Annotated in this window: 31 protein-coding genes and 2 tRNA genes; 17 read left to right on the forward strand and 16 right to left on the reverse strand. The window is 49.5% G+C overall.

Features of this window, described 5'->3' with window-relative positions:
• Window positions 1-864 carry a PHP domain-containing protein gene (locus UCH007_RS07605; RefSeq protein ID WP_046961485.1) on the forward strand — a complete coding sequence of 288 codons (864 nt, stop codon included), beginning with the start codon at window positions 1-3 and terminating at the stop codon, window positions 862-864.
• Window positions 861-1,559, forward strand: a complete 699-nt coding sequence (locus UCH007_RS07610; protein WP_023652933.1) for a glycerol-3-phosphate acyltransferase — start codon at window positions 861-863, stop codon at window positions 1,557-1,559. The genes UCH007_RS07605 and UCH007_RS07610 overlap by 4 nt, the downstream gene beginning before the upstream one ends.
• A gap of 29 nt (window positions 1,560-1,588) precedes the next feature.
• On the opposite strand, the gene UCH007_RS07615 is transcribed toward UCH007_RS07610, so the two are convergent.
• The 3 genes from UCH007_RS07615 to UCH007_RS07625 are packed head-to-tail and all read right to left on the reverse strand — an operon-like array spanning window position 1,589 to window position 3,988.
• Entirely contained in the window at window positions 1,589-2,260 is a 672-nt protein-coding gene (locus UCH007_RS07615) for an endonuclease III domain-containing protein (RefSeq protein ID WP_046961486.1), read from the reverse strand.
• The gene (gene tsaA, locus UCH007_RS07620) at window positions 2,242-2,685 is read right to left on the reverse strand and encodes a tRNA (N6-threonylcarbamoyladenosine(37)-N6)-methyltransferase TrmO (RefSeq protein ID WP_046961487.1); all 444 of its coding nucleotides are present in this window, start codon (window positions 2,683-2,685) and stop codon (window positions 2,242-2,244) included. Before tsaA ends, UCH007_RS07615 begins: the two co-directional genes overlap by 19 nt.
• Window positions 2,686-2,740: 55 nt before the next feature.
• Window positions 2,741-3,988 carry a homocitrate synthase/isopropylmalate synthase family protein gene (locus tag UCH007_RS07625; RefSeq protein ID WP_012882726.1) on the reverse strand — a complete coding sequence of 416 codons (1,248 nt, stop codon included), beginning with the start codon at window positions 3,986-3,988 and terminating at the stop codon, window positions 2,741-2,743.
• A 160-nt stretch (window positions 3,989-4,148) separates the two neighbouring features.
• Here UCH007_RS07625 and UCH007_RS07630 point away from each other — a divergent pair, with 160 nt between their 5' ends.
• From UCH007_RS07630 to UCH007_RS07665, 8 genes are all read left to right on the forward strand, one after another.
• Window positions 4,149-4,631, forward strand: a complete 483-nt coding sequence (locus tag UCH007_RS07630) for an HIT family protein (protein ID WP_046961488.1) — start codon at window positions 4,149-4,151, stop codon at window positions 4,629-4,631.
• Window positions 4,632-4,785: 154 nt separating this feature from the next.
• Entirely contained in the window at window positions 4,786-5,058 is a 273-nt protein-coding gene (locus UCH007_RS07635; protein ID WP_023652938.1) for an AbrB/MazE/SpoVT family DNA-binding domain-containing protein, read from the forward strand.
• Window positions 5,055-5,369 (forward strand): YbjQ family protein, encoded by a 315-nt coding sequence (locus UCH007_RS07640; RefSeq protein WP_023652939.1) that lies wholly within the window; start codon window positions 5,055-5,057, stop codon window positions 5,367-5,369. The genes UCH007_RS07635 and UCH007_RS07640 overlap by 4 nt, the downstream gene beginning before the upstream one ends.
• Before the next feature lie 16 nt (window positions 5,370-5,385).
• The gene (locus UCH007_RS07645; RefSeq protein ID WP_012882730.1) at window positions 5,386-5,577 is read left to right on the forward strand and encodes a PLD nuclease N-terminal domain-containing protein; all 192 of its coding nucleotides are present in this window, start codon (window positions 5,386-5,388) and stop codon (window positions 5,575-5,577) included.
• Between the two features lie 3 nt (window positions 5,578-5,580).
• Entirely contained in the window at window positions 5,581-6,522 is a 942-nt protein-coding gene (locus UCH007_RS07650; protein WP_046961489.1) for an ABC transporter ATP-binding protein, read from the forward strand.
• On the forward strand, window positions 6,519-7,280 hold the full coding sequence (locus UCH007_RS07655; RefSeq protein WP_046961490.1) for an ABC transporter permease: 762 nt from the start codon (window positions 6,519-6,521) through the stop codon (window positions 7,278-7,280). The genes UCH007_RS07650 and UCH007_RS07655 overlap by 4 nt, the downstream gene beginning before the upstream one ends.
• 34 nt (window positions 7,281-7,314) lie before the next feature.
• Window positions 7,315-8,655: an InlB B-repeat-containing protein gene (locus UCH007_RS07660; RefSeq protein ID WP_046961491.1), complete on the forward strand. Its 1,341-nt coding sequence runs from the start codon at window positions 7,315-7,317 to the stop codon at window positions 8,653-8,655.
• A gap of 92 nt (window positions 8,656-8,747) precedes the next feature.
• Window positions 8,748-9,191, forward strand: coding sequence for a PPC domain-containing DNA-binding protein (locus tag UCH007_RS07665; RefSeq protein ID WP_046961492.1), 444 nt, complete (start codon window positions 8,748-8,750; stop codon window positions 9,189-9,191).
• A gap of 166 nt (window positions 9,192-9,357) precedes the next feature.
• Here UCH007_RS07665 and UCH007_RS07670 read toward each other — a convergent pair whose 3' ends face one another.
• The 5 genes from UCH007_RS07670 to UCH007_RS07690 form a co-directional block, all read right to left on the reverse strand.
• On the reverse strand, window positions 9,358-9,525 hold the full coding sequence (locus tag UCH007_RS07670) for a desulfoferrodoxin FeS4 iron-binding domain-containing protein (RefSeq protein WP_012882735.1): 168 nt from the start codon (window positions 9,523-9,525) through the stop codon (window positions 9,358-9,360).
• A 32-nt stretch (window positions 9,526-9,557) separates the two neighbouring features.
• Window positions 9,558-9,767, reverse strand: a complete 210-nt coding sequence (locus UCH007_RS07675) for a hypothetical protein (protein WP_023652944.1) — start codon at window positions 9,765-9,767, stop codon at window positions 9,558-9,560.
• A 124-nt stretch (window positions 9,768-9,891) separates the two neighbouring features.
• Window positions 9,892-9,967, reverse strand: a tRNA-Glu gene (locus UCH007_RS07680).
• Window positions 9,968-10,016: 49 nt separating this feature from the next.
• On the reverse strand, window positions 10,017-11,042 hold the full coding sequence (gene argC / locus UCH007_RS07685) for an N-acetyl-gamma-glutamyl-phosphate reductase (RefSeq protein WP_046961493.1): 1,026 nt from the start codon (window positions 11,040-11,042) through the stop codon (window positions 10,017-10,019).
• Between the two features lie 55 nt (window positions 11,043-11,097).
• Window positions 11,098-12,801 (reverse strand): cation:proton antiporter, encoded by a 1,704-nt coding sequence (locus tag UCH007_RS07690; RefSeq protein WP_023652946.1) that lies wholly within the window; start codon window positions 12,799-12,801, stop codon window positions 11,098-11,100.
• 154 nt (window positions 12,802-12,955) lie between these two features.
• Here UCH007_RS07690 and UCH007_RS07695 point away from each other — a divergent pair, with 154 nt between their 5' ends.
• Both UCH007_RS07695 and UCH007_RS07700 read left to right on the forward strand, forming a co-directional pair.
• Window positions 12,956-13,729, forward strand: coding sequence for an MBL fold metallo-hydrolase (locus UCH007_RS07695; protein WP_046961587.1), 774 nt, complete (start codon window positions 12,956-12,958; stop codon window positions 13,727-13,729).
• Window positions 13,730-13,780: 51 nt separating this feature from the next.
• The gene (locus UCH007_RS07700) at window positions 13,781-15,613 is read left to right on the forward strand and encodes a TIGR03960 family B12-binding radical SAM protein (protein WP_046961494.1); all 1,833 of its coding nucleotides are present in this window, start codon (window positions 13,781-13,783) and stop codon (window positions 15,611-15,613) included.
• 70 nt (window positions 15,614-15,683) lie between these two features.
• On the opposite strand, the gene gyrA is transcribed toward UCH007_RS07700, so the two are convergent.
• Both gyrA and UCH007_RS07710 read right to left on the reverse strand, forming a co-directional pair.
• The gene (gyrA, locus tag UCH007_RS07705; protein WP_041331633.1) at window positions 15,684-18,113 is read right to left on the reverse strand and encodes a DNA gyrase subunit A; all 2,430 of its coding nucleotides are present in this window, start codon (window positions 18,111-18,113) and stop codon (window positions 15,684-15,686) included.
• Window positions 18,114-18,116: 3 nt separating this feature from the next.
• A complete protein-coding gene (locus tag UCH007_RS07710) occupies window positions 18,117-18,923 on the reverse strand; it encodes a tetratricopeptide repeat protein (RefSeq protein WP_023652950.1) in 807 nt (268 codons plus the stop codon).
• A gap of 213 nt (window positions 18,924-19,136) precedes the next feature.
• Here UCH007_RS07710 and UCH007_RS07715 point away from each other — a divergent pair, with 213 nt between their 5' ends.
• Entirely contained in the window at window positions 19,137-19,355 is a 219-nt protein-coding gene (locus UCH007_RS07715; RefSeq protein ID WP_012882743.1) for a NifU family protein, read from the forward strand.
• A 56-nt stretch (window positions 19,356-19,411) separates the two neighbouring features.
• Here the strand turns inward: UCH007_RS07715 and UCH007_RS07720 are convergent, their stop codons facing one another.
• The 3 genes from UCH007_RS07720 to UCH007_RS07730 form a co-directional block, all read right to left on the reverse strand.
• Window positions 19,412-20,629: an aspartate kinase gene (locus UCH007_RS07720; protein ID WP_046961495.1), complete on the reverse strand. Its 1,218-nt coding sequence runs from the start codon at window positions 20,627-20,629 to the stop codon at window positions 19,412-19,414.
• Window positions 20,630-20,741: 112 nt separating this feature from the next.
• On the reverse strand, window positions 20,742-20,945 hold the full coding sequence (locus UCH007_RS07725) for a hypothetical protein (protein ID WP_012882745.1): 204 nt from the start codon (window positions 20,943-20,945) through the stop codon (window positions 20,742-20,744).
• A gap of 22 nt (window positions 20,946-20,967) precedes the next feature.
• Entirely contained in the window at window positions 20,968-22,149 is a 1,182-nt protein-coding gene (locus UCH007_RS07730; RefSeq protein WP_046961496.1) for a cofactor-independent phosphoglycerate mutase, read from the reverse strand.
• A 72-nt stretch (window positions 22,150-22,221) separates the two neighbouring features.
• On the opposite strand from UCH007_RS07730, the gene UCH007_RS07735 reads away from it, so the two are divergent.
• Window positions 22,222-22,299 (forward strand) — tRNA-Pro (locus UCH007_RS07735).
• Window positions 22,300-22,301: 2 nt separating this feature from the next.
• On the opposite strand, the gene mazG is transcribed toward UCH007_RS07735, so the two are convergent.
• Window positions 22,302-23,096 carry a nucleoside triphosphate pyrophosphohydrolase gene (mazG, locus tag UCH007_RS07740; RefSeq protein ID WP_046961497.1) on the reverse strand — a complete coding sequence of 265 codons (795 nt, stop codon included), beginning with the start codon at window positions 23,094-23,096 and terminating at the stop codon, window positions 22,302-22,304.
• A 113-nt stretch (window positions 23,097-23,209) separates the two neighbouring features.
• The gene (locus UCH007_RS07745) at window positions 23,210-23,908 is read right to left on the reverse strand and encodes a zinc metallopeptidase (RefSeq protein WP_046961498.1); all 699 of its coding nucleotides are present in this window, start codon (window positions 23,906-23,908) and stop codon (window positions 23,210-23,212) included.
• A gap of 138 nt (window positions 23,909-24,046) precedes the next feature.
• Between UCH007_RS07745 and rpsT the strand changes: the two genes are divergently transcribed.
• The 3 genes from rpsT (at window position 24,047) to UCH007_RS07760 (ending at window position 25,654) form a co-directional block, all read left to right on the forward strand.
• Window positions 24,047-24,313 (forward strand): 30S ribosomal protein S20, encoded by a 267-nt coding sequence (gene rpsT, locus UCH007_RS07750; protein WP_010937308.1) that lies wholly within the window; start codon window positions 24,047-24,049, stop codon window positions 24,311-24,313.
• 100 nt (window positions 24,314-24,413) lie between these two features.
• Window positions 24,414-25,058, forward strand: a complete 645-nt coding sequence (gene lexA, locus UCH007_RS07755; protein ID WP_012882749.1) for a transcriptional repressor LexA — start codon at window positions 24,414-24,416, stop codon at window positions 25,056-25,058.
• Between the two features lie 14 nt (window positions 25,059-25,072).
• Window positions 25,073-25,654 carry an aldolase gene (locus UCH007_RS07760; protein ID WP_046961499.1) on the forward strand — a complete coding sequence of 194 codons (582 nt, stop codon included), beginning with the start codon at window positions 25,073-25,075 and terminating at the stop codon, window positions 25,652-25,654.
• Here UCH007_RS07760 and fmt read toward each other — a convergent pair.
• Complete coding sequence (gene fmt, locus UCH007_RS07765) at window positions 25,651-26,598, reverse strand: methionyl-tRNA formyltransferase (RefSeq protein WP_046961500.1); 948 nt, start codon at window positions 26,596-26,598, stop codon at window positions 25,651-25,653. The genes UCH007_RS07760 and fmt overlap by 4 nt on opposite strands.
• Between the last annotated feature and the right edge of the window lie 25 nt (window positions 26,599-26,623).

The following is a 26,623-nucleotide window of genomic DNA, read 5'->3' on the forward strand; positions in this document are numbered from 1 at the left end:
ATGTCTTCCAAAGTAGACCTGCATATTCACACCACCGTTTCAGACGGTGTCCACTCACCAGAGAATATTGTTGCCAAAGCCGCCAAAGTTAATATGGAGTATATTGCCATATGTGACCATGATAATCTGGGCGGGGTTGGCATTGCCTTAGAAGCTGCCCGGAAGTACCCCAAACTAAGGGTCATACCCGGCGTAGAGATAAGCACCGACTACAGCGGCGGGGATGTCCATATTCTGGGGTACTTTGTAGATTACAAGGACCCTTTTCTGAATGAGACTCTGACCGAAATGCGCCGCTCCAGAGTGGAACGCGCCCGTGATATGGTAATAAAACTTAACGGCCTGGGTATGGAAATAAGCTGGCAGAGGGTTTCGGAAATTGCCGGCGAAGGCACGGTGGGGCGTCCGCATATTGCCGCTGCTATGCTTGAAAAAGGCTATATCCAGAACATGGGCGAGGCTTTTGACAAGTTCATAGGGCGGGGAGGGCCTGCCTATGTAGAGCGGATAAAAATGAGCCCCGAAGAGGCGGTTCATCTGGTACTTTCCTGCGGGGGCATACCGGTCATGGCTCACCCCCTGACTATAATGGACCACGAACCCATGGTGGAACGGCTGGTAAAGGCCGGACTGATGGGCCTTGAATGCCACTACGGGGGTTTCAACCCCCAGCAGATAGACGGGCTGGTAAAGCTGGCAGCCAAACACAACCTGCTCACTACCGGCGGCAGCGATTACCACGGTCTGGACGAACTTACTGAAACACCCATCGGCGAGGCGGAAGTACCCATGCAGGATGCCAAAAAGCTGATTGCCAAGGCCCGCCAAATAAAGGCCAAAGGGCTGGCGGAGGATATGGAATGAGCCTTGTATTTATAATCATGGCTATAGCCGGTTATCTGGTAGGGGCTATCCCCATGGCCTACCTGCTTTCCCGCTGGCGCAGGGGTATAGATATACGCCGTTACGGCAGCGGCAATGTGGGAGCTTCCAATGTGATTACTACTGCCGGCAAGAGACTCGGTCTGGCCGTTTTTGTGTTTGATGTTTCAAAAGGGGCTGTTATGATACTCATGGCCGGCTCTTTTGGGCTGGCACTCTGGCAGCAAATAATAGTCGGCCTGTTTACCATTGCCGGGCACAACTGGCCGGTCTTTCTCCGTTTTAACGGAGGGAGAGGTATTGCCACCTCTTTGGGAGTAGCTCTGGTGATGGCACCGGTTCCGGCCTTAATAGCTTTGGGAACAGCACTTGCCTTCGGCTTTTTCAAAAAAATGGCTCCTGGGGTGTTTCTGGGGGTAGGGGCATTGCCGTTTATGTCCGGGTATTTTTACGAATTCTTTGGAGTACGGGAATACCAGACCATTACCTGGGGTTTCATAGGTATTTTTTTTATTATGATTGCCCGCCGCCTGATGGCACCTGACAGTGAATACTCGCATACCGTTTCCAAAGCCGAACTGGTATTTAACCGCATTTTTCTTGACCGGGATATTAGAAACCGCTCTGTCTGGATAAACCGGAATTCTTCTGTTGCTGAAGAAAGCCCTGGCGCTTAATAATCGCGGGCTTCAACTGCAGAGAAAATTTATCCGCTGGAGCTAAATTTACAGACAGCTTTTAGTACACACCCTTTGCAAACAGGCTTGACCCTGCAATGCTCTTTGGCGTGCCTGACTATGAGAGCATGGTATTCGTTATAAAGAGCGGCATCAGCGGCCAGATTTGACGTAAAAAGCCCTTGAAGACGGTCATAGCCAGCTTCCTTTTCCGCCAGACCCAAACGGCTGAAAATCCTTCGGGTATAAGCATCTATAACAAAAACGGGTTTCCCGCAGGCATATAAAAGAATGGAGTCTGCTGTTTCCTCACCTACACCCCACACTCCCAGAAGTTCCTTGCGAAGAGTAGTGCCATCTGAATATGGCAGTTTATCAGCCTGTCCGCTATAACTGGCCTGAAGCCAAGCTGATAAGGCTTTCAGTTTACGGGCTTTTAAATTAAAGTAACCTGATGAACGGATAGCTTCGGCCAGATAGTATTCATCTGCCTCCAATATAGCTTCCGGTGAGAGCAAGTCAGCCGCTTTTAATCTTGAAATGGCTTTTTCTACATTTGTCCAGGCGGCACTCTGGGTAAGTACTGCACCCGCCATCATCTCAAAGCGGCTTTCAGCCGGCCACCAATGCTGAGGGCCGTATTTTTTTAACAGACAGCGGTATATATCAGTAAGATTTGGGGTTAAACTGGCTTGATCCAAGGTGCTATCATCGCCTCTTTATCAGAATCATAATCCATTATAAAAGGTTTGATATCTAAAACCGGCGTACCGTTTATGGCATCCAGCCCTTTGACTTTAAGTACATTGCCTTTATGCTCAAGCAGTCTGACCAGCGTCTTAGCGATAGGATTCGGGCGGAAGGGAGAGCGGCTGGCAAAAACTCCTATTTTACCGAATTCCTTTTGACCTCTGGGATAAACAAGGAGTGTCATACCCTCGGGCTGTGACTGATGGGGAGACCAAATAATATTAAGGTGGGAAAATTCCTCTATACGCTCAAGTCCCTCAGCCAATTCCGGATTTATATGTATTTCCGAAACCACATCCCCCCATTTAAAAGTCTGGGCAGGCTTTGCGGTAATAGTATTTACAATAGTGCCTACAGGTCTCATTTGTATATTCATCTTACCCTCCAAATGAAAAAGGGGATTTAAAATCCCCTTTTTAAAGTCCGGCTTTTTAGTCATTCATAAGCGGTGTCAGGGTAAGCAGGCGGCGGCTTATCTCCGGATATTTGGCAATAAAGATAAGCTCATCCTCCACCAGAGGTTTATGGGCCTCTACGTTGGCATAACGTACCAGTTCCAATATCTTGTTAGCCTCATCTTTATCTTCGGGCAGTTCTACAGACATATTGCCCATAACGTGGCGGAAGCCTGAGATGCCGCTGTACTGGCCGGCACAGATTTCACGCCCGGTTTCCACCATCAGGGCTTCGCCCCGTCCCAATTCCTCGTAGCCGTAAAGCTCGTAGTTCTGGGAGTCTTTGATAACACCGTCAGCATGTATGCCGGAGGCATGGGCAAAACAGTTGCGTCCCACACCCGGCTGGTTAATAGGTATCTCCACATCAAAAGCATACGAAGCAAAGCGGGCTATCTTCCAGGCTTTGGAAAGGTCTACTTCATGGCCCAGCTGATATTTTTCACCAAAACCCTTGGATTTAAGAACAGCCAGCAAGAAAGCCACCAGATCCGCATTTCCTGCCCGTTCGCCAATTCCGTTTATAGTGGTATTTACGTATACATCCTGACCGCCATCAACCACGCCCTTGGCACCGGCCAGAGAGTTGCCTATAGCCATACCCAAATCACCGTGGCAGTGAATCTCTATGGGCATTTCCACTTTTTCTGACAGAGTACGGGCAGTTTCATAGATGGTAAAGGGGTTGTCATAACCCAGAGTATCACAATAACGCAGACGGGCAGCACCCGCTGCTTTGGCAGCCTTGCCGAACTCAATCAGATTTACTATGGAAGTGCGGGAAGCATCTTCGGCATTTACACCCACTGTCTCAGCACCTTTGGCATAAGCGGCATTGACAGCTACAGTCATATCATCAATTATATCGGTAAAAACCTTGCGCCCCTGAAACTTGCCGTTTATCATCTGTTCCGAAGTGGATATGGACAAATTCAGATGTTTAAGGCCGGGTGCCCGGCGGAAAGCCAGATCTACATCAGCCACGATAGCCCGTATCCAGCCTTCCAGACGCAGATTCTTGATAACGCCCATTTTGGCCAGCTCAAGGTTGGCTTCAACATAACCGCGCTCATGTTTGGTAGTGGGAAAACCGAACTCAGACTGGAATATACCCATTTCATCCAGATACATATTTATCAGGGTCTTTTCCAGCTTCGAAAGGCCGAGACGAGCCGTTTGGACACCGTCTCTGTTGGTTACGTCAATTATAAAAATTTTTCCCACGTAATTATACCCCCTGTAATAGATGCGCTAAATAAAACATTTTATCATAGCCTGCTTCACCTCACAAACTCCCATATCTATTTTATTTATTATATGATTCAAAAAACCTTTGACTTAGGTGATTTTTACGTTTAAAATCATAAACAGACAAGGAGCTGGCATGGATAATTTATGGGCACCCTGGCGGGCAAAATATATAGAAAAAGCAGTCAAAAACGAAGATAGCGGCTGTATATTCTGCACTTTTCCGGCTGAAAGTGAAGACCGGAAAAACCTGATACTTTTCCGCGGCAAATACAACTTTGTTATCCTGAATGCCTTTCCTTACAATGCCGGACACCTTATGGTTGTACCCTTTCGCCATACTTCCGCCCCGGAGGAGCTTCCCGAAGAAGAACGCAATGAGCATTACCGTCTGGTCTGCCGGGCGGTCGCCATACTCAAAAATGAGTACAAGCCTGAAGGCTTCAATATAGGCATGAATCTGGGACGGGTAGGCGGTGCCGGTATAGACAAACACATCCACACTCATATTGTGCCCCGCTGGAACGGGGATACCAACTTCATGCCGGTCATAGGCCAGACCAAAGTCCAGAATGAATCCCCGGCAGATACCTACCGCCGCCTTAAACCCGGCTTCTAGTCCGTTTAAATAAGCCCGTTTTTATAAGCTAACCTTAGCTGCTTTTTAAAAAATCTGCTCATCAGGGTATTGCCTTTTAGTAATACTTGTTATACTATTCATACTAGTAGGATATGTATTATTATCCCCAGATATTTAAACGGGAGGCAGTGGAATGAACCCACAACAGATGGAAATTTTTTACGGTTCGGGTTCGGTGGGAGCTAAGGGGCAGATAGTCATACCGGTAAAATTCCGCAAAATATTCAATATCCACCCCGGAGACCAGGTGATTTTCATGGGGAACCCCCAGCAGAATGCTTTTGCGGTAATGCGGGCTGACCAGCTATCCGCCATGCAAGCCCAACTGGACCAGGCAAAAGCTCAGATACAACGGGCTAATGCCGAACTGGGAAACGAAACAAAAAAGGAGACCAAAACCAAATGATACTTACCAATACCGAAGATGTAGCCGGACACAAGATTATCAAAAACCTGGGGCTGGTAAAAGGAAATACTATTCGCGCCAAGCATCTAGGCAAAGATATCATGGCCAGCCTGCGCAGTATTGTGGGCGGTGAAATTGAGGAATATACCCAAATGCTGGATGAAGCTCGGAATGAAGCTTTAAAACGCATGGAGGCTGAAGCCAAGGAAAAGGGGGCTAATGCTATTATCTGCATCCGCTTTTCAACCTCGGCGGTTATGCAAAACGCTTCCGAAGTAATGGCCTACGGCACAGCCGTAATAGTGGAATAAAAGGCGGGAAAATAAAATGGATATTAACTGGGCACTTATTGCACCCTTGATTGTCCTCCAGCTGATACTGCTTATTATAGCGGTAGTGGATTTAGTCAAACGCCCCAAAGTCCGCTGGAATAACAAGTGGGTCTGGGCAGTGATAATTGTATTTGTAAACATTATAGGCCCGATAATCTACCTGACTCTGGGCAGGGAGGAAGACTAAACCTTGGATGCCATACTTTGCCAAAAGCTGACCAAGAAATTCGGTGGTTTTACCGCCCTGGACGGGCTGGACCTTGCAGTTGAAAAAAACCGGGTTTTCGGGTTTTTAGGCCCGAACGGGGCAGGTAAGACTACCGCCGTCCGGATGCTGACCGGTCTTTCCCAGCCAACCTCCGGCAAGGCTTACGTATCCGGCGAGGAGGTAACACCACGAAACCTGTCACTCCGCTCCAAGATTGGCTTTCTGCCGGACGTACCTGCCTTCTACGGCTGGATGACAGGACGTGAATTTATGCTTTTTTCAGGTGAACTCCACAAATTAGCTCCCAAAGATAATAATCTGCGGGCAGATGAACTGCTGGAGCTGGTAGACCTTAAAGAGGCCGGCAAACGACGGGTGGGCGGGTACTCTCGGGGCATGAAACAGCGGCTGGGTATTGCCCAGGCTCTGGTAAATAAACCCGAAGTGCTCTTTATGGACGAACCCACCTCTGCCCTTGACCCTATGGGGCGGAGAGATGTGCTGAACCTTATTGAGCGCTTAAGCGGGGACACCACTGTTTTCATGTCCACCCATATTCTTTCAGACGTGGAAAGGGTATGTGACCGGGTAGCTATTATAAGCGAAGGCAAACTGATAACATCCGCCAGCGTAGAGGAGCTTAAACGCAAATACTCCACTTCGGCTTTTGAGATACAGTTTGAGGAAGAACCCACCCCTATTCTAACCCAGCTTCTGAAAATGCCTTATGTCAAAACAGCCGAGGTACGAACCGAAGGTGACCTGAAGGTGGTGTATGTTCAGGCCAGTGACCTTGCCAAAGCCAAAACTGAAATACCCGGCATAATTGCCCAAAGCGGGCTGACCCTGACCCATTATGAACTTACCACCCCCAGTATTGAAGATGTATTTATCCAGCTTGTAGGGAATGGTGCGAAGGCATGAGCGGACTGATACCTTTATTTAAAAAAGAACTGAAGGAGCAGTGGAAAACCTATAAAACACTTATAGTAGCCATTGCCTTTGCCTTCTTCGGTATATCCACTCCGCTCATTCTGGCCTACCTGCCCCAGATTATTGAGATGAGCGGGCAGGGGGGCGACATCCCGGTAGTTATGCCTGACCCCACTCCCCTTATGTCCATGCAGGAGTTTGGACAGACCATGCTTCAAGTAGGCGTGCTTATCTGCATACTGATTGCCATGGGTGCAATTTCCGGGGAACGGGAAAAAGGAACTGCCATGCTGACTTTGTCCAAACCTGTCAGCCGCGGGGCATTTGTAATGTCCAAGTATCTGGCCCTTGGGTTGCTGGTACTTGTTTCCATGCTGTTTAGCGCCGGACTATGTTACTGGTACACCGTTATGCTGATAGGAGACTTTGCATTTATGCCATTTTTGGGCAGCACTATGCTTATGACCCTGTTTTTGCTGCTCTGTTTGGCAGTTACCCTGTTTTTCTCCAGTTTCTTTAAAAGCTCACTGGCTGCCGGTGGCACTGCACTAGTATTCCTGATAGCCCAGGGTTTGGCTACCCAGCTGCCCTGGATAGGCAAATATCTGCCCGGCAACCTTTCCAGCTGGTCAGCGCGGATTCTTTCAGACAGCGGCGACCCAGCCTGGGGAGCACTGGTTGTAAGCATAGGCATTATTGGTATTTGCTTGTATTTCGCCCTTATCAGGCTGGAAAGAAAAGAGTTATAATAGGGGGAGAAAATGCGGAGAAAGGTGGAAGGATATGGCTGAAAAAGAGCTTAACCCTGAACCCGAAAATTCCAGAGAACCCCTTGACGAAGACTTTGAGCCTGTAGGCAAAAATATAGAATCTTCCAAAGAAACCCGTGATACCGAAGACGAATATAAAGAACCTCCGCTGGAGCCTGAAACTCCGGCGGAGGTTTCACAATCAGAAAAAATACCCGGCTATTACTTTTATCGCCGCAAAAAGGCTAAAGCCAAGGTAAAGGGCAAGCACTCCAAAATGCCTGCTTGGTTTAACATAAGCCTGGCGGCACTGATTGTACTGGGCATAATATTCGGCGGCTGGGGACTTGCATCCGGGCACTTCCCTCCTTGGGGTATGAGTGTTGATGTCTCCATTTCCCCGGTGGGCGGAGGAAAGGTAAACTTAAGCCCGGACAAATCTTCTTACAGCAGCGGCTCAAGCGTAAACTTAAATGCTGTTGCAGCTGCCGGTTACCGGTTTGACCACTGGAGCGGAGATTTGAGTGGCAACAGTCCATCCGTAAGCCTCAGCCTCAATTCATCTAAAAATATTGTGGCTAACTTTGTGAGGCAGTTTCAGCTTAACATAAGCACTTCCCCTCAGGCCGGAGGCAGTCTAAGCACAATAAGCGGCAATTTTGATGCAGGATCTATCATAGACATAACAGCTAATCCTATGCAGGGTTACCGTTTTGACCATTGGAGCGGAGACATAAACGGTACCAACCCCACAATCAGCTTCATAATGGACACAAATAAAAATATTGTGGCCAATTTTGTGCCCCTGCTTCTGCTTACCATCAATATCACCCCGAATGCTGCCGGTATTGTCACTCCCGAAGGGAATTACTTTGATTACGGGGCCAGTATCACCCTGACAGCCCAGGCTGCTCCCGGCTACCAGTTTATAGGCTGGACAGGGGACCTGACCACTAATTTAACTACAATTAACATTACTATGGATAAAAACTATACCTTAACCGCCAACTTTGCACCTGTTATTCAGACAGTATCTCTGGTTATGCCCAACCGTATCGGCGAATCCACCTGGGTAAGCTGGAGCAAAGAGCTTTTAAAAGACCAATATATAGTTATCAATTCCAGTCTGGCGGGTGCATTTAATTTATCTGACTCAAGCCACCTCTGGCGGGTAGAGGTATTCCGCCCGGATGGAGAACATATTGAAAACTGGTTTGGCGACTACTGGCTGAACCCGGAACATGTCTTTGCCTTTACCGCCCAGATAAGCGGCACCTATATGCTGAAAGTATCCCATTACAGTTCATTTATAAAAGACCTAAATATGTCATTCAGTCCCGGGGGCTGGGTGATAAGCGGTTATTCCTGGAGCTGAAGCAAAGACCTGTAAGTGCTAAACTCAGACCGGTATAGAGGCAAGACCTATGCCGGTCTTTGCGTTCACATATATAGCCTAAGGAGAGAAAGATGAAAGCCAGTCAGGGAAGTATAGGCAGAGTATTTATAATACGGCTGGAAGACGGCGATAAAGTACCTTCCTGCCTGGAAGATTTTGCCCGCACCCAGCATATAAGCCATGCCCAGGTGGTGCTTATCGGGGGAATTGAGGGAGGACAGGTGGTAGTAGGGCCGCGCCAAAGCCATGAGTACCCGCCTGAGCCGGTGCTGATACCCCTTGACGGAGCACATGAAGTGGCCGGGGTAGGTATAATAACGCCTGATGAAAGCGGTAACCCCAAGCTGCATATCCATGCCGCTCTTGGGCGAATGGGTAAAACTACTACCGGCTGCCTGAGACCTGGGGTAAGTACCTGGATTGTGGGCGAAGCGGTTATGTATGAAATACTGGGGGCAAAGGCTGCCCGCCGTTTTGATGAAAAAACTCGGTTCAATCTGCTGCAACCCGAATAACCGCTGCCAAAGCCCATAACCGGTGTCTTTTCCGTGAAGGATAGATTAACTTGATTTGAACAGCAGGTTATAAAAACATTTGTCTGCCGGTTGTGGCTGGTTGGCAGAAAAGTAGCGGAGACCTGCTGTTCCGCTTGAAAACTTGATAAACACTGAGAATCAAAAGTTATTCACCGCTGGAATCAGGCAGGTTTACCGGGGCTTTATATGAATCTTCTATCCGTTTCATTTCCTGCCCGCAGCAGACCAGCGTACCGCCGCCCACCTTGATAACCCGCACAATATTGCCGCATATATCGCATTTGTAGGTTTCACCCAGCTGTTTTACACCCATTCCCGGAAGCCTCCGTTTCGTTAAGAATACAGCTAGTCTTTTTTAACAGGTTTGATAATTATTTCTTCTTCGTATTCTTCGGGTTCGCGGATAAGTTTGAAACCCAGCAGAAACAGCCCCATGAAAAGTATCCCGCCCACAATAAAGAGCGGCCAGTAAAGTATACCTGCCAGCATGACAAAGAAACACACCAAGAGGACAATAGTATAGGCTACAACATGTGTACGAAAGTATTCCAGCATATCTGTTACCTCCCGTTAAAGGACTGTATGTATATATTATACCAGTCCGCTTAAGAAACATAGCCGGGAAATAAACCATATTTAACCTGCTGTAGGTTAAATATAAGATAACCGAGGAATAAATTGGTACCCCCAAGGGGATTCGAACCCCTGTTGACGGCGTGAAAGGCCGCTGTCCTGGGCCTCTAGACGATGGGGGCACACAGGGTAATCAGTATAGCAAAACTACAGGTGGCTGGCAAACTGAAGCTATGGCAGGGCAGCCATAGCTTCCAGACCTGCACTTTCGTCCAAGCCCAGCATAATATTCATATTCTGTACAGCCTGCCCCGCCGCACCTTTTACCAGATTATCTATGCAGCTTATAACTACCAGCCGTTCATTCAGGGCATCTACCACCGGGTGAATAAAGCACATATTGGTACCGCGGGTATAACGGGTGTGGGGCGGCTCGGCGGTTATCTTTACAAAAGGCTCATCTTTATAAAAACGGCGGTAAATCTCTTTGACTTCTTCGTCTGTAACCGGCCGTTTCAAACGGGCATAGGCACTTGAAAGTATACCCCGGCTCATGGGTATTAGGTGAGGGCAAAAAGTAATCCGCGGGATTACCCCTCCACCAGCGTAAGAAAGTTCCTGAACTATCTCCGGCTGGTGGCGGTGAGAGCCAACAGAATAAGCGCAAACATCTTCGTCTGCTTCACAAAATATATTTTTGGCAGTAGGGGTCCTACCAGAACCGGAAAGCCCGGACTTGGCATCTATAATAGCACTTGGCTCTATCAGATCCATTTTAAAAGCAGGGGTAAGCCCAAGTATGGCAGAGGTGGGGTAACAGCCCGGATTTGCCACCAGACGGGCGCTGGCAATATCCTTACGCTTAAGTTCAGGCAGACCATACACCGCTTCGGGAAGAAGCTCCGGGCAGGGATGCTCAAACCCGTACCATGCCTGATAAAGTGACGGGTCTTTCAGCCGGAAATCAGCGCTGATATCTATTATCCGTATTCCTTTTGCGAGCAAATCCGGCACCAAGACCGCCCCTTCCTTGTGGGGCAGAGCCATAAAGACAATATCCACCTGCCCTTCCAGATTTTCGGTAATAGGCAGATTGAGACGGTGAAGGTAAGGAAATGCATCCGAAAGCTTTTTGCCGGCCAAACTCCGCCCGGTTACCGAACAAAGCTCTACCGAAGGGTGGCTTGCCAGAATACGGGCAAGCTCCAGCCCTGCATAACCGGTTACATTTATAATACCTGCTTTATATTTCTTCATCTGCTTATCCCTTTAAAAGATGTTAAAAGTATAACATATCCGGCCGAAGCCGAAGCTACTCATTTTTACCCATATTCCGCAGGCTGTTTAAAATGTACTGGATTTCAATGGTAGTCATACCGAAGCGGTGCATGGCATGGCGTGAAAGTTCCAAACCTACCTCAAACTCAGGCTGAACTACCTCGCTGACACCCATTTGTTTGAGTTTTGCAGCCTGAGTGTCACTGGTCACCCTAGCTACTATATCCAGCCGCGCATTTATCTTGCGGGCATTTTTAACCACCTGTTCGGTATCCGCAAAACCAGGCATAGCACAGATGAGCAGACGGGCTTTCTCTAAACGGGCAAACCTGAGTATTTCGGGATTGGCGGCATCTCCGTATATGGCAGGTGCTTTCTGGCGGCGAAGTTCGGCAATGGTTTGGGGGTCTAAATCTATAACCAGAAAGGGGAAATTGCGGCGGTTCATCACCCGGGTCAGAGTCTTGGCAACACCCCCCTGCGAACAGATAACCGCATGGTTGGAAATATCCAAATCCATAAACTCCGCCTGCCCGGAGGTACGCAGGCTGACCAGTTTGCTTGCCAGCGGCCACTGGCTGACCTTTCTGTAAGCCGCACCGCTGAAACTTAAGGCAAAAGGGGTGATTATCATGGTAATAACGGCACTGCTGATGGTAATGGCATAAATACTGTCAGAAATAACTGATGATGCCAGACCCACCCCGGCCAGTACAAAGCTGAATTCACCTATCTGCATCAGACCGATACCGGTAGTAAATGAGGTCTGGAAAGTATAGCCGAACAGCCATGGCACTACCCCGGCCACCAGACTCTTGATGACCAGCAGGAAGACAACTACCAGCAGAACCAAGCCCATATTCTCCACTGCAAAATTAAGGTTTGCCAGCATACCCAGAGAAACAAAGAACAAAGCCCCGAAAATATCCCTAAGGGGGATTATATCTGCCAGTGCCTGCTTGGCATACATGGATTGCCCAATAAGAAGCCCTGCTATAAATGCACCTACTGCCGGTGAAAGACCCAGCGCAGTTGCCCCCATGGCCGCCCCCAGAGACAGGGTGATAACAGACAGAAGAAAAAGCTCATGGGAATGGGCAGCCACTCTACCCAGCAGACGGGGGAAAACCCAAAATCCCAAAGCAAACATAACCAGAATAAAAGCCGCAGCTTTGGCAAAGGCAACACCTATTGTCAGGCCGACGTCTCCGCCTTCACTCCCCAAAGCCGGTAAAATAATCATCAGGGGAATAAGGCAAATATCCTGCACCAGCAGGATGCCCAGCATCACCCGCCCGTGAGGGGCTTCCGCCTCACCTCTGTCCATAAGTATTTTAAGGACTATCAGGGTAGAGGAAAGCGAGACCATAAACCCGAAGAAGATAGAGGCATTTATATCCCAGCCAAGGCCTCTGCCCAGCAAAAACCCAAACCCGGCGGTAACAATTATCTGGATAAGACCGCCCAGCACCGCCACCTTTCCCACCCGCTTCAGCTCATCCAGCGAAAAATCAAGACCAAGGGTAAAAAGGAGCAGAATAACGCCGACTGTAGCCATGGATTCAATAACGCCCGGAGACTGCACCAAACCGAAACCGTTTGGGCCTATGGCTATACCAGCCCCCAGATAACCCAGAAGAAGCGGCAGTTTGAAACGGCGTGCCAGTAAACCGGCCAGAACGGCCGCTATAAGCACAATAATTAAGTCCAACCCGAAGCTGGAGCCTAATTCTTCCAAAGCCCTCTCCTTATTCGGGGAAAATCAGGGATGCAATATTCTAACACATAGACCCGTACTTTCTACACAAGCTCTTGTAACTGATGTCCCAAGATAACCAAAATATTTTATGAATTGGCATTTGGGGAAATAATGTCTATACTAAATGTTTGATATGAACTATACCGAAGAAACCAACAGCCTCACTTTTCTGGGTACAGGCGGTGCCAGATTTATGATCAGCCGTCAGATACTGGCTTCAGGCGGAATCTGGCTGAACCTTGACGGCAAACGGTTCCTGATTGACCCCGGCCCGGGCAGTATTGTGCAGGTATGCCGTCTGGGCTTAAACCCGGAAAACCTGAGCGCTATTCTTTTGTCCCACCGCCATCTGGACCACTCCGGTGATGTAAACGTAATGATAGAGGCCATGACCCAGGGCGGCTTTAACAAAAACGGCCATTTTCTGGCCCCTGAAGATGCCCTGGATAACGAACCGGTTATATACTCGTATCTAAGGCCGTTTCTGAATGACCTGACTGTGCTTGAGGAAGAACACGAATACAATCTGGACGGGATAAAGGTTTTCACTACCCGGCGTCATCAGCACCCGGTGGAAACATACGGATTTATATTTGAATCTTCCAATCACCGCATAGGTTTCGTAAGCGATACCCGCTATTTTGAGGAAATACCCCAAATCTACGCAGGCTGTGACGTTCTGATAATAAATGTTGTTCTTAGGGAATCTATAGAACGTATTTACCATTTGAGCATAGCTGATGCCGCCAGACTGATTACAGGGGCTAAACCCAAAACAGCCATACTTACCCACTTCGGTCTGCAGCTTTTCCGGGCAGACCCGGCCAAGATGGCAGCCAAGGTTGAAGCCGAAACCGGTATACCCGTCATAGCCGCTGTAGATGACCTGCTTTTCAAGCTGGAATAATGCCCGTAAACAATTTATTTTTGCCAGAATTCGCCCCAGAGAGGAACGCTTTTGAACTACCCCGAACATATTCTCCATCAGGTTGAAAAACCCGGCCGCTATACCGGCGGGGAATGGAATTCCGTTTGCAAGGAATGGTCTAAAACCCCGCTTAAGGTTGCCCTGAGCTTTCCGGATACTTATGAAATAGGCATGTCCAACCTGGCCATACCCCTGCTTTATGATATTTTAAACCGCAACCCGGATATTCTGGCCGAAAGGGTTTTCAGCCCCTGGCTGGATATGGAAAACCTTATCCGTGAGAGAAAGCTTCCCTTTGTCAGCCTGGAAAGCGGCCACCCCGTAAAAGAGTTTGATATCTTGGGTTTTTCACTGGGGTATGAGCTTACCTATACCAATATACTGAATATGCTTTCTCTGGCAGGCATACCCATGCTTGCCGCCGAAAGGGGAGGGGATTTTCCGCTGGTGATTGCCGGCGGCAGCTGCAGCCTCAACCCCGAACCTCTGGCAGATTTTATAGATGCTTTTGTAATAGGCGACGCCGAAGAGGCAATACAAGACCTGTGCCAAGCCGTCCTTGATGCCAGAAATTATAACCTTAGTAAAGACCAAATGTTGCGGGAACTGGCCAAAATCCCCGGTATTTACATACCCTGCCTGTATAAGGCCGAATATAACCCTGACGGTACTTTGAAATCCATCACCCCCACCGCACCTGAAGCACCTCCCGTAATAAACCGCCGCATTTTGCCCGCTTTGCCGCCGCCAACCGTAAAACCGGTAGTACCGTATATAGAGGTGGTACAGGACAGGGGAGCGGTGGAGATAAGCCGCGGCTGCAGCCGGGGTTGCCGTTTCTGCTCTGCCGGCATTATTTACCGCCCGGTCAGGGTACGCCCGGCGGCAGAGGTTGTAAGTGCCGTTGAAGGCATAATGGATAACTGCGGTTATGATGAAATTTCCTTGCTTTCGCTGAGCTGCTCGGACTACCCGGGTATTGAAAATCTGGTAAAAACCCTGGCGGAAAAATACGCAAACAAACACCTGGCCCTATCACTGCCCAGTTTACGCCTGACCCCAGATTCGGTCGGGCTGGTAAACGTGCTGGCGGGCGGGCGTAAAAGCGGGCTTACCTTTGCACCCGAAGCAGCCAGCGAGCGTCTCCAGCGGGTTATAAATAAACTTACCTCTGAGGAAGAGCTGTGTGATACCGCCTGTACTGCCTTTGAAAGCGGCTGGACCAGCTTCAAGATGTATTTCATGATAGGATTGCCGACTGAAACTGACGAAGATGCCGCCGCTATCTGCCAAATGGCAGGCAGGGTAAATGCCCTATCCCGCGGCGCTCCCGGACGCCGCCCCCAGATACGCCTGAGCCTGGCCTCATACGTACCCAAAGCCCATACCCCATTTCAGTGGGAAGCCCAGCTGGATGAGGAATCCCTCTACCGCAGGGCGGATATAGTAAGGCAGGGGCTGAAACGCTGGGGAATAAAGGTTTCCTGGTCTGATACTAAAATGAGCCTGCTGGAAGCCGTGTTTTCCAGAGGAGACCGCCGTCTGGGCAAAGTGATATATACCGCCTGGCAAAAGGGTGCCAAGTTTGATGCCTGGAGTGAGTGCTTCAATTTTACCCTTTGGCAGGAGGCTTTTGATGAATGCAGTTTAAGCCCCTCGTTCTATGCCCACCGCAAACGCCCGCTTGACGAAACGCTGCCCTGGGGGCATATAAATGCCGGGGTAAGTGCCGAATTCCTGAAAAAGGAATATGCCCGCTCAGTGGAAGGGCAGGATACGCCTGACTGCCGCGAAGGCAAATGCCATGCCTGCGGACTGGAAAAAACGGTAACCGAATGTAACAACCGCCTGCACAGAAAATAAACAGCCGGGTAAAACGCCAATAAAAAAGGGGGCTTTAAAGCCCCCTTTGTGTTTAACAGTAATATTTCAGCTAAAAAGTAGCCACCGCAACCACCCGGTCGCCTTCCTCAAGGCGCATTACCCTGACACCCTGAGTGGCTCTGCCCATGATGGGTATGCCATGAGAGGGATCTTCTTCTTTGACCTGAGTACGGGTAACCATGCCGTCAGCGGAGATAAGCATCATCTGGTCAGTCTCGCTGACTACCTTTGAGGCCACAACCTCACCGGTTTTGTCTACAACCTTGAAGTTTATAACCCCGCTGCCAGCCCGGTGCTGCTGGGGGTATTCCTCTATGGCAGTCAGTTTGCCGGCACCATTTTCGGTTACAGTTATTACCAGCGTACCCTCCTGGGCAACGTCCATACTTACTACTTCGTCCCCTTTAGAAAGGACTATAGCCTTGACACCGCCGGAAGCCCTTAGGCTGGTACGGAGTTCGCTTACCGGGAAACGGATAGACTGCCCCAGACGGGTAGCCAGCAGAATATCTTTTTCCTCAGTAGTTTCAACCGCCGCCACCAATTCATCCGAAGTAGCCAAATCCATGGCTATCAACCCTGAAGAACGGACTGCGGTAAACTCCTGAAGTGAGGTCTTTTTGATTTCACCTTTATTGGTAGCCATCAGCAGGAAATGGTCTGCCGGGAAGCTCTTTAAGTCCAGTATGGCGGTTATCCGTTCGTCCTGTGTAACAGGTATCAGGTTTACGATAGCCGTACCCTTGGCAATGCGGGAGGCATCATCAGGTATATCAAAACAGCGCAGGCTGAATACCTTGCCCCGGTTGGTGAAAAAGAGCAGGGTATCATGGGTATCTGAAACTGAAAGGAAACGGACTGCATCTGCTTCGCGGGTGGGCATACCCATTATGCCGGTACCGCCGCGGTGCTGCAGGCGGAATACATTAGCCGGCACCCGTTTGATAAAGCCCCTTTCACTCAAAGTAACTATAACATCCATATGGGGTACCAGATCTTCCTCACGGAATTCTATAACACCCTGATTGGAAATCTCGGTGGCACGGGACTGGCCATAGCTCCCTCTAAGGTCTTTGGCGTCTTCTTTTACCAGAGCATAAATCTTTTCAGGGTGAGACAGCAAATCTTCCAGATAACCTATGCGTTTCATAAGCTCGGCGTATTCGTCCAGTATCTTCTGGCGTTCCAGATTGGCCAGACGGCGAAGCTGTAAATCCAGAATAGCTTGAGCCTGGATTGCTGAGAAATCAAACTCGGCCATCAGGTTTTTGCGGGCTGTATCACCGTTTTCGGAACTGCGGATAATGGCAATAATACGGTCAATAAAATCCAGCGCCTTTTTAAGACCTTCCAGTATATGGGCGCGGTCTTTGGCGGCTTTAAGTTCAAACTGACTCCGTCGGGTGATAATAAGGTGGCGGAAGTCTATAAAGTTTTTAAGCACTTCTTTCAGGCTGAGTACCTGCGGCTGACCGTCTACCAGCGCCAGCATGTTTACAAAGAATGAGGTGCGCATGTTGGTATGTTTGTAGAGGCTGTTTAAAACCTGCTGGGGTTCGGCATCACGTTTAAGTTCAATAACTACCCGCATACCCTGCCGGTCAGATTCATCCCGCAAGTCAGAAATGCCTACCAGCTTTCGGTCCTTGACCAATTCGGCAATCTTGGCTACCAGTTCGGCCTTGTTTACCTGATAGGGAATTTCGGTAACAAATATAGCCTTGCGGTTGTCCACTTCGCCGATATGGGCTTTGGCCTGTATAACAATCTTGCCCTTGCCGGTTGCGTAAGCACTCTTTATGCCGTCGGTGCCCAGTATAGTCCCGCCGGTAGGGAAGTCCGGTCCGGAAACAAACTGCATCAGTTCATCTACGCCGCAATCAGGGTTGTCAATAAGGTAGCAGATGGCCTGGCAGAGTTCCGCCAGATTGTGGGGGGGTATATTGGTTGCCATACCCACCGCAATACCTGAACTGCCGTTCATAAGCAAATTGGGTATACGGGCCGGAAGCACAGTGGGTTCTTCCAGCGAGGAATCGAAGTTGGGCATAAAGTCTACGGTATTTTTATCTATGTCAGTCAGCAGCTGTTCAGCTATCTGAGCCAGGCGGGCTTCGGTGTAACGCATTGCAGCCGCGGGGTCATTATCCACGCTGCCGAAGTTTCCCTGACCATCTACCAGCGGATAGCGATAGGAAAATGGCTGGGCCATACGTACCATAGCGTCGTAAACAGAAGAGTCACCGTGGGGGTGATATTTACCTAAAACTTCACCCACGATACGGGCACTCTTTTTATACGGGGTATTATGCTTCATGCCCAGGTCATTCATAGCATAGAGAATGCGCCTCTGTACCGGTTTCAGACCATCCCGCACATCCGGCAGGGCACGTGAAACGATTACACTCATAGCATAATCAAGGTACGAACCCTTCATTTCATCTTCTATATTTATCGGCCTGGTGTTACCTGTTACCATATTCTAAACCTCCAGATCACCCTCGTTTTCATCATCAGTATATGTCTGGCTTTCAGCCTCAGCTTCTTCTGCCATCAGTTCAGTTTCATCTACTTCTATCTCGTATCCGCCTTCTTCCTTGTCACTCTCATCAGGCTCGGTGCCGGCAGAGCTCTTGGAAAGCCCTCTGGACGAGAATGAAGGTATACCCATCTGCGAGGGATGCTGGAAGGTTTCCCTGATAATAACCACCAGTTTTTCTTCATTGGAACTGATGACGGTGGCTGAATATTTATTGCCGCCCTTCATCAGTTTTATCAGCCGCTTGGAAGTAGGTATATCAACCATACCCAGCACTTCCCCGCCGCAGTTTTCCACCCACAGATTCGCACCGTCTATCCGCAGACAAAGCTGGTCACCAGCTACGATTCTGGCCAGTACCCCTTTGGGAGCCAGACGGGTCAGGTTTATTACCCCGGCTTTACCGATTTCTTCAAGAAAATCCTGGGGCTGAACCCGGTGAATGACCGGCCCAGCCGTTGTATTTTCCTTGCTGAGTACTTCCAGCCGGTGCAGATTTTTTTCAGCTATTACATTATAAGGATCTATTTCTCTGGCACGGGTATAGGCAGCAATAGCCTCCGGATAAATAGCCAGCTCCAGATAGGCCCGCCCCAGACGGTTAAATGCTTCCACATCATTCGGGAACTGGTCAATAATTTTTTTATTAACCTCCACCGCCTCTTGCCAGCGTCCTTCCATGGCTAAACTTACAGCCTGTTTACTGCTCTGGCGCTTGAGTCTTAGCTGTTCCTCTTCTTGATATGCCATAGATTCCTCATTTTTAGTTATTTGCTAAACGAGTAGTTATTTTACTGTATGCTAAACCCGTCTACAAGTATGAGAAACCCGTTATCTGGTTATTATACTCCAAATAGCTTAAAAATTCGCTTTTCAGGCGGGCAAATTGACACCATTTCTATGCTATGGTACTGTAATTTATAGGTGTTTTAATAATTTTTATACTGCTGGAAGGAGCTACTAATGCTGGAAAAAGTAGAAGCCGTTCTGGATAAAATCAGACCGGCCCTGGAAGCCGACGGCGGCAATGTTGAACTGGTAGATGTTGTGGACGGAGTAGTAAAAGTAAAACTGGTTGGCGCTTGTGCCGGCTGCCCCATGTCTACAATGACCCTGAAAAACGGCATTGAGCGTATCCTGAAGCGCGAAATACCCGAAGTCAAAGAAGTAGTGGCTGCCTAAAGCAGCCACTCTCTTTTTATACAGATTAAATCTTTCGTTTATATCCTTTGAAACCTCTAGTCTTTTTCCATCTCAAAGGCTTTGTGTATAGCCCTTACCGCATCTTTTACCTTGTCTTCTTCTATAATGCAGGTTATGCGAATTTCCGAAGTGGAAATTAGCAAAATATTTATACCGGCATCTGACAAAGCTTTGAACATGCGGGCGGCATAACCGGGGGCATTTAACATACCCGTACCGATAATACTGACTTTACCTATCTTGGAATCACTCAGCACTTCTCTGGCCTGAATTTCCTTGGCAATAGGACCTATAACCTCCAGCGCCTTGCCCAAATCTGACTTGGTTACTGTAAAGGTGAGGTCTGTTATATGGTCCTGGCTGGAGTTCTGGACTATTGTATCCACGCTGACTCCGGCTTTGGCCAGAGGTGCAAAAAGACCGGCCGCTATGCCCGGCTTGTCAGGCACCCCTAGTATGGTTATCTTGGCAACCTCAAAATCATGGGCTATACCGCTGACCTTGTTTCGTATTTCCATATTTTCCCCTCCCTGTATCAGTGTGCCGGGATTTTCATTAAAACTGGAAGCTACCAGAATAGGTATATTGTACACCTGACCTATTTCCACCGCCCGCGGGTGCATTATTTTTGCCCCGTAAGACGAGAGTTCCAGCATTTCTTCATAACTGATTTCCGAAAGACGCCGGGCATCCGGTATCAGGCGGGGGTCAGCGGTATAAACGCCATCCACGTCTGTATAACGTTCGCATCTGCTGGCACCCAGACTAGCTGCCAGAGCAACCGCAGTGGTATCAGAACCGCCACGCCCCAGGGTGGTAATATCCTGGCAGTCCGAAATACCCTGAAAACCGGCCACGATGACAACCCTGCCTTTGTCCAGCTCTTCATGAATACGCTTGGGGTCAATGCCGGTGATTCGGGCTTTTGAATGAGCCGAATCTGTGCGTATACCCGCCTGCTGGCCTGAAAGGCTAATCGCATCCTGCCCCATGTTTTTAAGCGCCATAGCCAACAGGGTGCTGGAGACTATTTCACCGGTAGAAAGCAAAACGTCCATTTCCCGCGGTTCGGGACAGTCATTCAGCTTGTGGGCAAGGGCAATCAGGTCATCTGTGGTGTCTCCCATAGCCGAAACCACCGCCACTACATCGCTGCCCTTCTGGCGGGCGGCAATAATCCGCTTGGCTACGTGTTTAATTCTTTCAGCATCACCAACCGAAGTGCCGCCGTATTTATGAACTACAATTGCCATACTAAACCCCAAACAATCTGTTTATATTTTGCCTGTCCGTTTTGTTGACTGCGCAGGCTTAAAAGCCGGATTTTGTCCTATATTATAAACCTTTAGCCTGAAAATAAAAGGCTCAGGCGCGGCTGCCCCACCAAAGAACAAACATGATTATCACCAAAACCACCGCCCCGACTATAATCCAGGTAAAAAGGCTGCGTTCCACGCTCTTGCGGCGGGCATTTCCAGCCAGCCGCCTGCGGGTGCAATCCACACAGGTACAGGCCGGGGGATGCCCGTTGTACATGGCGTTCCGGTATCTGTCATCTTCTCTGGGCATATTTATCTACCTCTAACTAAATCTACTTGAGAAAAGTCTGCATCAGATTGCAGCCCTTTTCAAATATTATACCTGTTTTAGCCGCTTCTTTCTCTGTAAAGCGGTAGACACCGTTAGAGGCAAAACCTTTGCCCCACATCAGGAAGGGTACCGGCTCTGCCACATGGGTTTTAAGTTCAAGCGGGGTAGGGTGGTCCGGCATAACCAGCACCCGTATATCTCCGGGATAAGCCAGAAGCTGGCCAACCATAAGCTCATCTATAAGCTCTATTGCCTTTACTTTATCTGCCAGGCTGCCGGCATGACCGGCTTCATCCGGCGCTTCTACATGGATTACCGCCAGGTCGTTATCTCCAAGTGCCAAAAGGCCGCCCCGCATCTGGCCGGAAAAATCATTGTTAAGGCCGTCTGTTATGCCGTTTAGTTCCAGTATTTTCATATTCATCATAATACCCAGCCCCCGCAGCAAATCCACACCTGAATTTAAAACTGCATCCAGCCCGTAAGCCTTTTTGAAAGAAGGCATGGGCGGGATAGGACCGCTGCCCCAAAACAGCCAGATGGAATTTGCCGGCAGTTTGCCCTGACTCTGGCGGCGGAGGTTGAGCGGGTGGTCTTTGAGTATCTGCTGGGAGGAGCTGATAAGCTGGTTTAATATAAGGCTGCCCTCACCCTGCGGCAAATACGGGGATACCTCATGGTCGGAAATATCGTGGGGAGGGGTGCAGAGCGCTTTGGCCGTATCACCCATGCCCTTTAGTTTAAGCAGGTGGCGGTAATTTACCCCGGGGTAAAACTTTACCCGCTCACTGCCAAGCTCTTTGGCTACTGCCTCAAGCAGTTCGGCAGCCTCTTCGCTGGAAATATGCCCGGCCGAGTAACTGGCCATTTTGCCGTCTATTACAGACACCAGATTACAGCGGAAAACGACTTCATCAGGGGTAACATCTACCCCCATGCTGACAGCTTCTATAGCCGCCCGCCCTTTGTAATATATTTCGGGATCGTACCCCAGCAGGGACATACAGGCACAGGCAGACGAAGGCTCCATTCCAGGCGGCACATTGGTACTTTGGCCCATAAAGCCGTTTTTGGCCATTTTATCCAGATTGGGGGTGCGGGCCAGTTCCAGTGCGGTTTTACCGCCCTGTTCCTTAAGCCCCCAGCCGGAAGCACCGTCAGTAATAAGTACGCAATATTTCATTTTATTTAACCCCTGCTTGCTTTAGCTTCAAGTTGCCCTTATAAGCAATTGTCTCTATAATAGTAAATCTGGCGGGGCGTAGCGCAGCCTGGTTAGCGCGCAGCGTTCGGGACGCTGAGGCCGGAAGTTCGAATCTTCTCGCCCCGACCATTCTAATCTGCTTTTTCCCCGTTTTCTTTCTTTTTAGCCGCCTGCCAGAGTTCGTTCTGTTCGGCAAAGCTCAGTTTAGATATATCTTTGCCCGTGTTCCGGCAAAGCTCTTCCATGTGTTCAAAGCGGCTGTAAAAACGCTTGTTCGCCCCCCTGAGGGCAGACTCCAAATCTATACCCTGTCTGCGGGCATAATTGGCCAGGGTAAAAAGTATATCCCCGAATTCCTTTTCTTTTTCAGAAAGGGTAGGGGCAGAGCTGTATTCGGCTATTTCTTCTCCCAGCTTTTCCAGCACCCCTTCGTCTTCTTTCCAGTCAAAACCCACTCTAGCCACCCGTCCCTGTATTTCCTGACTGTAACTCAGAGCCGGCAGCTGTTTGGGTACACCGGAAAGCATGGGCTTGTCATGACCGCGTTCAGTCTTTTTAATCTCCTCCCAATTATGCAGAACTTCAGCCGGAGACGTAAATTTAGACTGACTGAATACATGGGGATGGCGGCGGATAAGCTTGGTATTTATAGCCTCTATCACATCACCCATGTTAAACTCTTTGGCTTCAGCGCCGATTTCAGCATGGAAAACTATCTGGAGGAGCAAATCACCCAGCTCACCACAAAAACGCCCCGTGTCTTCTGCGTCCAAGGATTCCAGCACTTCATAGGTTTCTTCAAGCAGGCTGTCCCGCATGGATTTATGGGTCTGCGCCCTGTCCCAGGGACACCCCTCCGGACTGCGAAGCATATGCAGAATCTGCTGCAAACTTTCAAAACTGCGCAGGTCTTGCGGCTGTTTCATGGCATACCCCCTAAGACTACTGGTGTGATTATACGTTTATAACCCTTGGCTTGACAAGAAAAAACCCCGCTTTTGGGGCGGGGCTTTGAATGGATAAGCGTCGGATTAAATATTTAGTCTCTCCGCCCGAACCCTACCAGTATAAGCACAAAATAAAGCAGCTGGCCTACCGCCTGAAGCAAAGCCGCCACGTAAGTAAGGGCTGCCGCACCCAATACTGCTTTGACCCCAGCTGACTCTCTGACTGAAACCAGTGAGCCGCCGCTAAGCATAGCCATGGCCCTGCTGGAAGCGTTAAACTCCACCGGCAGGGTAATGAGCGAAAATATTACCGCCACCGCAAATAAAGCAACCCCCGCCCAGGCAACCGGAAGCCCGAATGATAAGGAGAAGCCGTAAAGGAACAATCCCACCAGTACCAGAATGAAACCGAACTGACTGCCGAAACTGGCAACCGGGAAAAGGGAATTACGGACTTTCAGGGGGGCGTAAAACTCCCTGTCCTGAACGGCATGGCCTACTTCATGGGCAACAATACCTATAGAAGCCACCGAAGCGGTATTAGCTACTTCGGGAGACAGCCTGAGTACCTTGGCTCTGGGGTCATAGTGGTCTGAAAGCTTGCCCTTGGTAAGCTCCACCTGAACATTTCCCAGCCCATGTTCGTCCAGCAGCCGTCTGGCCGCCTGAAGACCGCTGAGACCGGCCAGATTGCCCACTTTGGAATATTTTTTAAAAGAACTGCTTACCCGCCACTGGGCATACAGCATCAGCGCCAGAGGAGGCAGCATAAACAGCAGATACAAAAACATGATATGCTCCTTAGGTTACATAAATATATTATATTTTAACAGAAATATCCCAGCCGATAAAGGCGGTGTGCCTGCGGTTGCATTTGGATTGCATATTTGCTATATTCCATAGGTACATTTTATTGGAGGTAGACTCACTTGCCTAACACAAAATCTGCGGAAAAAGCTTTGCGCGTAGCAGATGCCAACCGTCAGGAGAACCGCCGGGCCAAGAGCCAGGTAAAGACCAGCCTGACCAAGGTCAAGAAACTGGTTGACGCCGGTTCGCTAACCGAAGCTGAAGCCGCTGCTGTGTCCGCTCAGAGCACTTTAGATAAGGCTGCCGAAAAGGGCATTCTTCACCCCAAAAACGCCGCCCGCCGCAAAAGCCGCCTGATGAAAAAGCTCAACCAAGCCGCTAAATAACTCCGCTTTTTATTTGCGTTTTTCACCTTCCTTTGTGTATTGACAGGGAAGGTGTTTTTGATTTATTATGTAGAACAAGTGTTCTTATGCGGGGACAGAGTTGACTTTGAAACTGACCACCAGACAGCGGGCTATGATAGATTTTATTGCCCGTTTCCGCCGCCGTTACGGATATCCCCCCAGCATACGGGATATTGTAAACGGCTGTAATATCAGCTCTACCTCTGTGGTTGATTATAATCTGAAAATCCTGCAGAAAATGGGGCTTATCCGCCGTCAGGCTGAGATATCCCGCGGGATTGAGCTGGTGGGCACGGAAGAAACCGAAGAAGGGCGTATAAGCATACCGGTTATCGGCCAGATTGCCGCCGGCATCCCCATACCCGTTCCCGAATCAGACAGCTTTGCGGTAGTCACTTCTGACGAAAATATAGAGGTGACCGAAGACCTTACCCGCGGCCGGGAGAATATCTACGCTTTGCGGGTTAAGGGCGTCTCCATGATAGAAGATTTGATAAATGATGGAGACCTGGTAATAATGCAGCACACCCAAACAGTGGACAACGGCGAAACGGCTGCTGTCTGGCTGAAAGACCAGAAAGAAGTCACCCTGAAAAAGGTTTATATGGAACCGGGCAGGGTGCGCCTGCAACCGGCCAACCGCACTATGCCGCCCATATATACCCAGCCGGATAATGTTGAAATACAGGGGCGGGTTATAGCTGTAATCCGCCAGATGGATTAGGGGACAAGCCGGCTTTGAATAGACAAATACCCCCTGAAACCCTGAACTGGTTTATACAGGCCGGAAAACTGCTTTTCAGCAGGGGGCTGGTTTCTTCGCACTCCGGCAACCTTAGCCAGAGACAGCAGGACAAGCTTTACATAACCAGAACAGGCAGTTCGCTGCCCCTCTTTGCCGAAACAGACCTGATACTTACAGGTATAGATTATGATGACCAGTTTACCCCACTTGCTTCAAGTGAACTGCCGGTACACCGGGCTATTTACCGCCGCACTTCCGCCAAAGCCATAGTCCATGCCCACCCGCCGTATGCGGCCGCCCTTTCCCTGCTTAAGGCGGAAATAATACCGGACTGCGGTGAGGGACTTTATTGTATGGGGGCTATACCGGTTATCGGTTTCGGGGAGAGGGTTCACCCCGGCGGTATGGCGGAAGAAGCAGCCCAGGCACTTGAAAATCGCAAGATTATAGTAGTAGCCGGGCATGGCAGCTTTGCCATAGGGGAAACTATTGAAGAAGCCCTGAAATACACCTTTGCTTTGGAAGAAATGTGCCAGGTGACTTATTTAGCCCGCCAGCTGAAGCGGGCTTGCTAAACCCCCAGATAAGCCCCGTCAAAGTGGCGCTGACCGCGCAGGAAATCTGCCGCAGAGCAGGCGGCTTTGCCCTCCAGCTGAAGCCGGATTATCTCAAGCTCTCCCGAAGCTGAGCCGACCATTATTCTGTCACCTTCATAAACCCTGACCTGAGACGGCTGTAAGCCCAAACCCAGATTTTGGGGGCTTGCTTCCAGTATTTTCAGGGTCTTTTGATTATATAAAGTAAAAACACCCGGCCAGGGGAAAAAAGCCCTTACCCGCCGTTCAATTTCCGCTGCCGGAGTCTGCCAGTTTACCTGCCCCATGTCCTTGGTGACCATACCGAAATAGGTAGCCTTTGCATTATCCTGAAGCTCCGGCTGGGGCAAAAAGGGAATCCGGCTTAATAAATCTAAAAGCAGACAGCCGCCGATAAAGGCCAGTTTGTCAGCCAAAAGAGGTGTGGTATCTTCCGGGCGGACAGCGACCATGGAACGGGAATAGACCGGCCCGGTATCCAGCCCGGCTTCCAGTTTCATCAGGGAAACGCCAGCCCATTCGTCACCCCCCAGCAGGGTAGCAGCCACCGGGGTTGCCCCTCGGTAACGGGGGAGCAGGGAGGGGTGGATATTTAAGACCCCGTATATGGGTATATCAAGCACCGCCTGGGGCAAGATAAGGCCGTAAGCCGCCACTACTATTACATCCGGCTTAAGCTTACTTAAGACTGCCTGATCTTCAGGTTTCTTAAGGCTTTGGGGCTGGTAAACCGCCAGTCCGTGTTCCAGTGCCAGTGCCTTTACCGGGGGAGGACAAAGCTCACGCCCCCGCCCGGCCGGACGGTCAGGCTGGGTATAAACCCCGCAGATATCGTATCCTTCGACAAGGAGCATCTTAAGCGGAGTAAGGGCAAATTCGGGGCTGCCCATAAAAACAATCCTGAGTTCATTCATCACCGCCATTGTAACACCGCCTAATTACCATAAC

This window comes from Dehalococcoides sp. UCH007, assembly GCF_001010485.1.
GTDB lineage: Bacteria > Chloroflexota > Dehalococcoidia > Dehalococcoidales > Dehalococcoidaceae > Dehalococcoides > Dehalococcoides mccartyi_A.

Bases quoted from the DNA above. Each gene is read 5' to 3' on its own strand.
- UCH007_RS07605 (WP_046961485.1), top strand. From the start codon at position 1: ATGTCTTCCAAAGTAGACCTGCATATTCACACCACCGTTTCAGACGGT.
- UCH007_RS07610 (WP_023652933.1), top strand. From the start codon at position 861: ATGAGCCTTGTATTTATAATCATGGCTATAGCCGGTTATCTGGTAGGG.
- tsaA (WP_046961487.1), bottom strand. From the start codon at position 2,685: ATGAATATACAAATGAGACCTGTAGGCACTATTGTAAATACTATTACC.
- UCH007_RS07630 (WP_046961488.1), top strand. From the start codon at position 4,149: ATGGATAATTTATGGGCACCCTGGCGGGCAAAATATATAGAAAAAGCA.
- UCH007_RS07635 (WP_023652938.1), top strand. From the start codon at position 4,786: ATGAACCCACAACAGATGGAAATTTTTTACGGTTCGGGTTCGGTGGGA.
- UCH007_RS07640 (WP_023652939.1), top strand. From the start codon at position 5,055: ATGATACTTACCAATACCGAAGATGTAGCCGGACACAAGATTATCAAA.
- UCH007_RS07645 (WP_012882730.1), top strand. From the start codon at position 5,386: ATGGATATTAACTGGGCACTTATTGCACCCTTGATTGTCCTCCAGCTG.
- UCH007_RS07655 (WP_046961490.1), top strand. From the start codon at position 6,519: ATGAGCGGACTGATACCTTTATTTAAAAAAGAACTGAAGGAGCAGTGG.
- UCH007_RS07660 (WP_046961491.1), top strand. From the start codon at position 7,315: ATGGCTGAAAAAGAGCTTAACCCTGAACCCGAAAATTCCAGAGAACCC.
- UCH007_RS07665 (WP_046961492.1), top strand. From the start codon at position 8,748: ATGAAAGCCAGTCAGGGAAGTATAGGCAGAGTATTTATAATACGGCTG.
- UCH007_RS07670 (WP_012882735.1), bottom strand. From the start codon at position 9,525: ATGGGTGTAAAACAGCTGGGTGAAACCTACAAATGCGATATATGCGGC.
- UCH007_RS07675 (WP_023652944.1), bottom strand. From the start codon at position 9,767: ATGCTGGAATACTTTCGTACACATGTTGTAGCCTATACTATTGTCCTC.
- argC (WP_046961493.1), bottom strand. From the start codon at position 11,042: ATGAAGAAATATAAAGCAGGTATTATAAATGTAACCGGTTATGCAGGG.
- UCH007_RS07695 (WP_046961587.1), top strand. From the start codon at position 12,956: ATGAACTATACCGAAGAAACCAACAGCCTCACTTTTCTGGGTACAGGC.
- gyrA (WP_041331633.1), bottom strand. From the start codon at position 18,113: ATGGTAACAGGTAACACCAGGCCGATAAATATAGAAGATGAAATGAAG.
- UCH007_RS07710 (WP_023652950.1), bottom strand. From the start codon at position 18,923: ATGGCATATCAAGAAGAGGAACAGCTAAGACTCAAGCGCCAGAGCAGT.
- UCH007_RS07715 (WP_012882743.1), top strand. From the start codon at position 19,137: ATGCTGGAAAAAGTAGAAGCCGTTCTGGATAAAATCAGACCGGCCCTG.
- UCH007_RS07720 (WP_046961495.1), bottom strand. From the start codon at position 20,629: ATGGCAATTGTAGTTCATAAATACGGCGGCACTTCGGTTGGTGATGCT.
- UCH007_RS07725 (WP_012882745.1), bottom strand. From the start codon at position 20,945: ATGCCCAGAGAAGATGACAGATACCGGAACGCCATGTACAACGGGCAT.
- UCH007_RS07730 (WP_046961496.1), bottom strand. From the start codon at position 22,149: ATGAAATATTGCGTACTTATTACTGACGGTGCTTCCGGCTGGGGGCTT.
- mazG (WP_046961497.1), bottom strand. From the start codon at position 23,096: ATGAAACAGCCGCAAGACCTGCGCAGTTTTGAAAGTTTGCAGCAGATT.
- UCH007_RS07745 (WP_046961498.1), bottom strand. From the start codon at position 23,908: ATGTTTTTGTATCTGCTGTTTATGCTGCCTCCTCTGGCGCTGATGCTG.
- fmt (WP_046961500.1), bottom strand. From the start codon at position 26,598: ATGGCGGTGATGAATGAACTCAGGATTGTTTTTATGGGCAGCCCCGAA.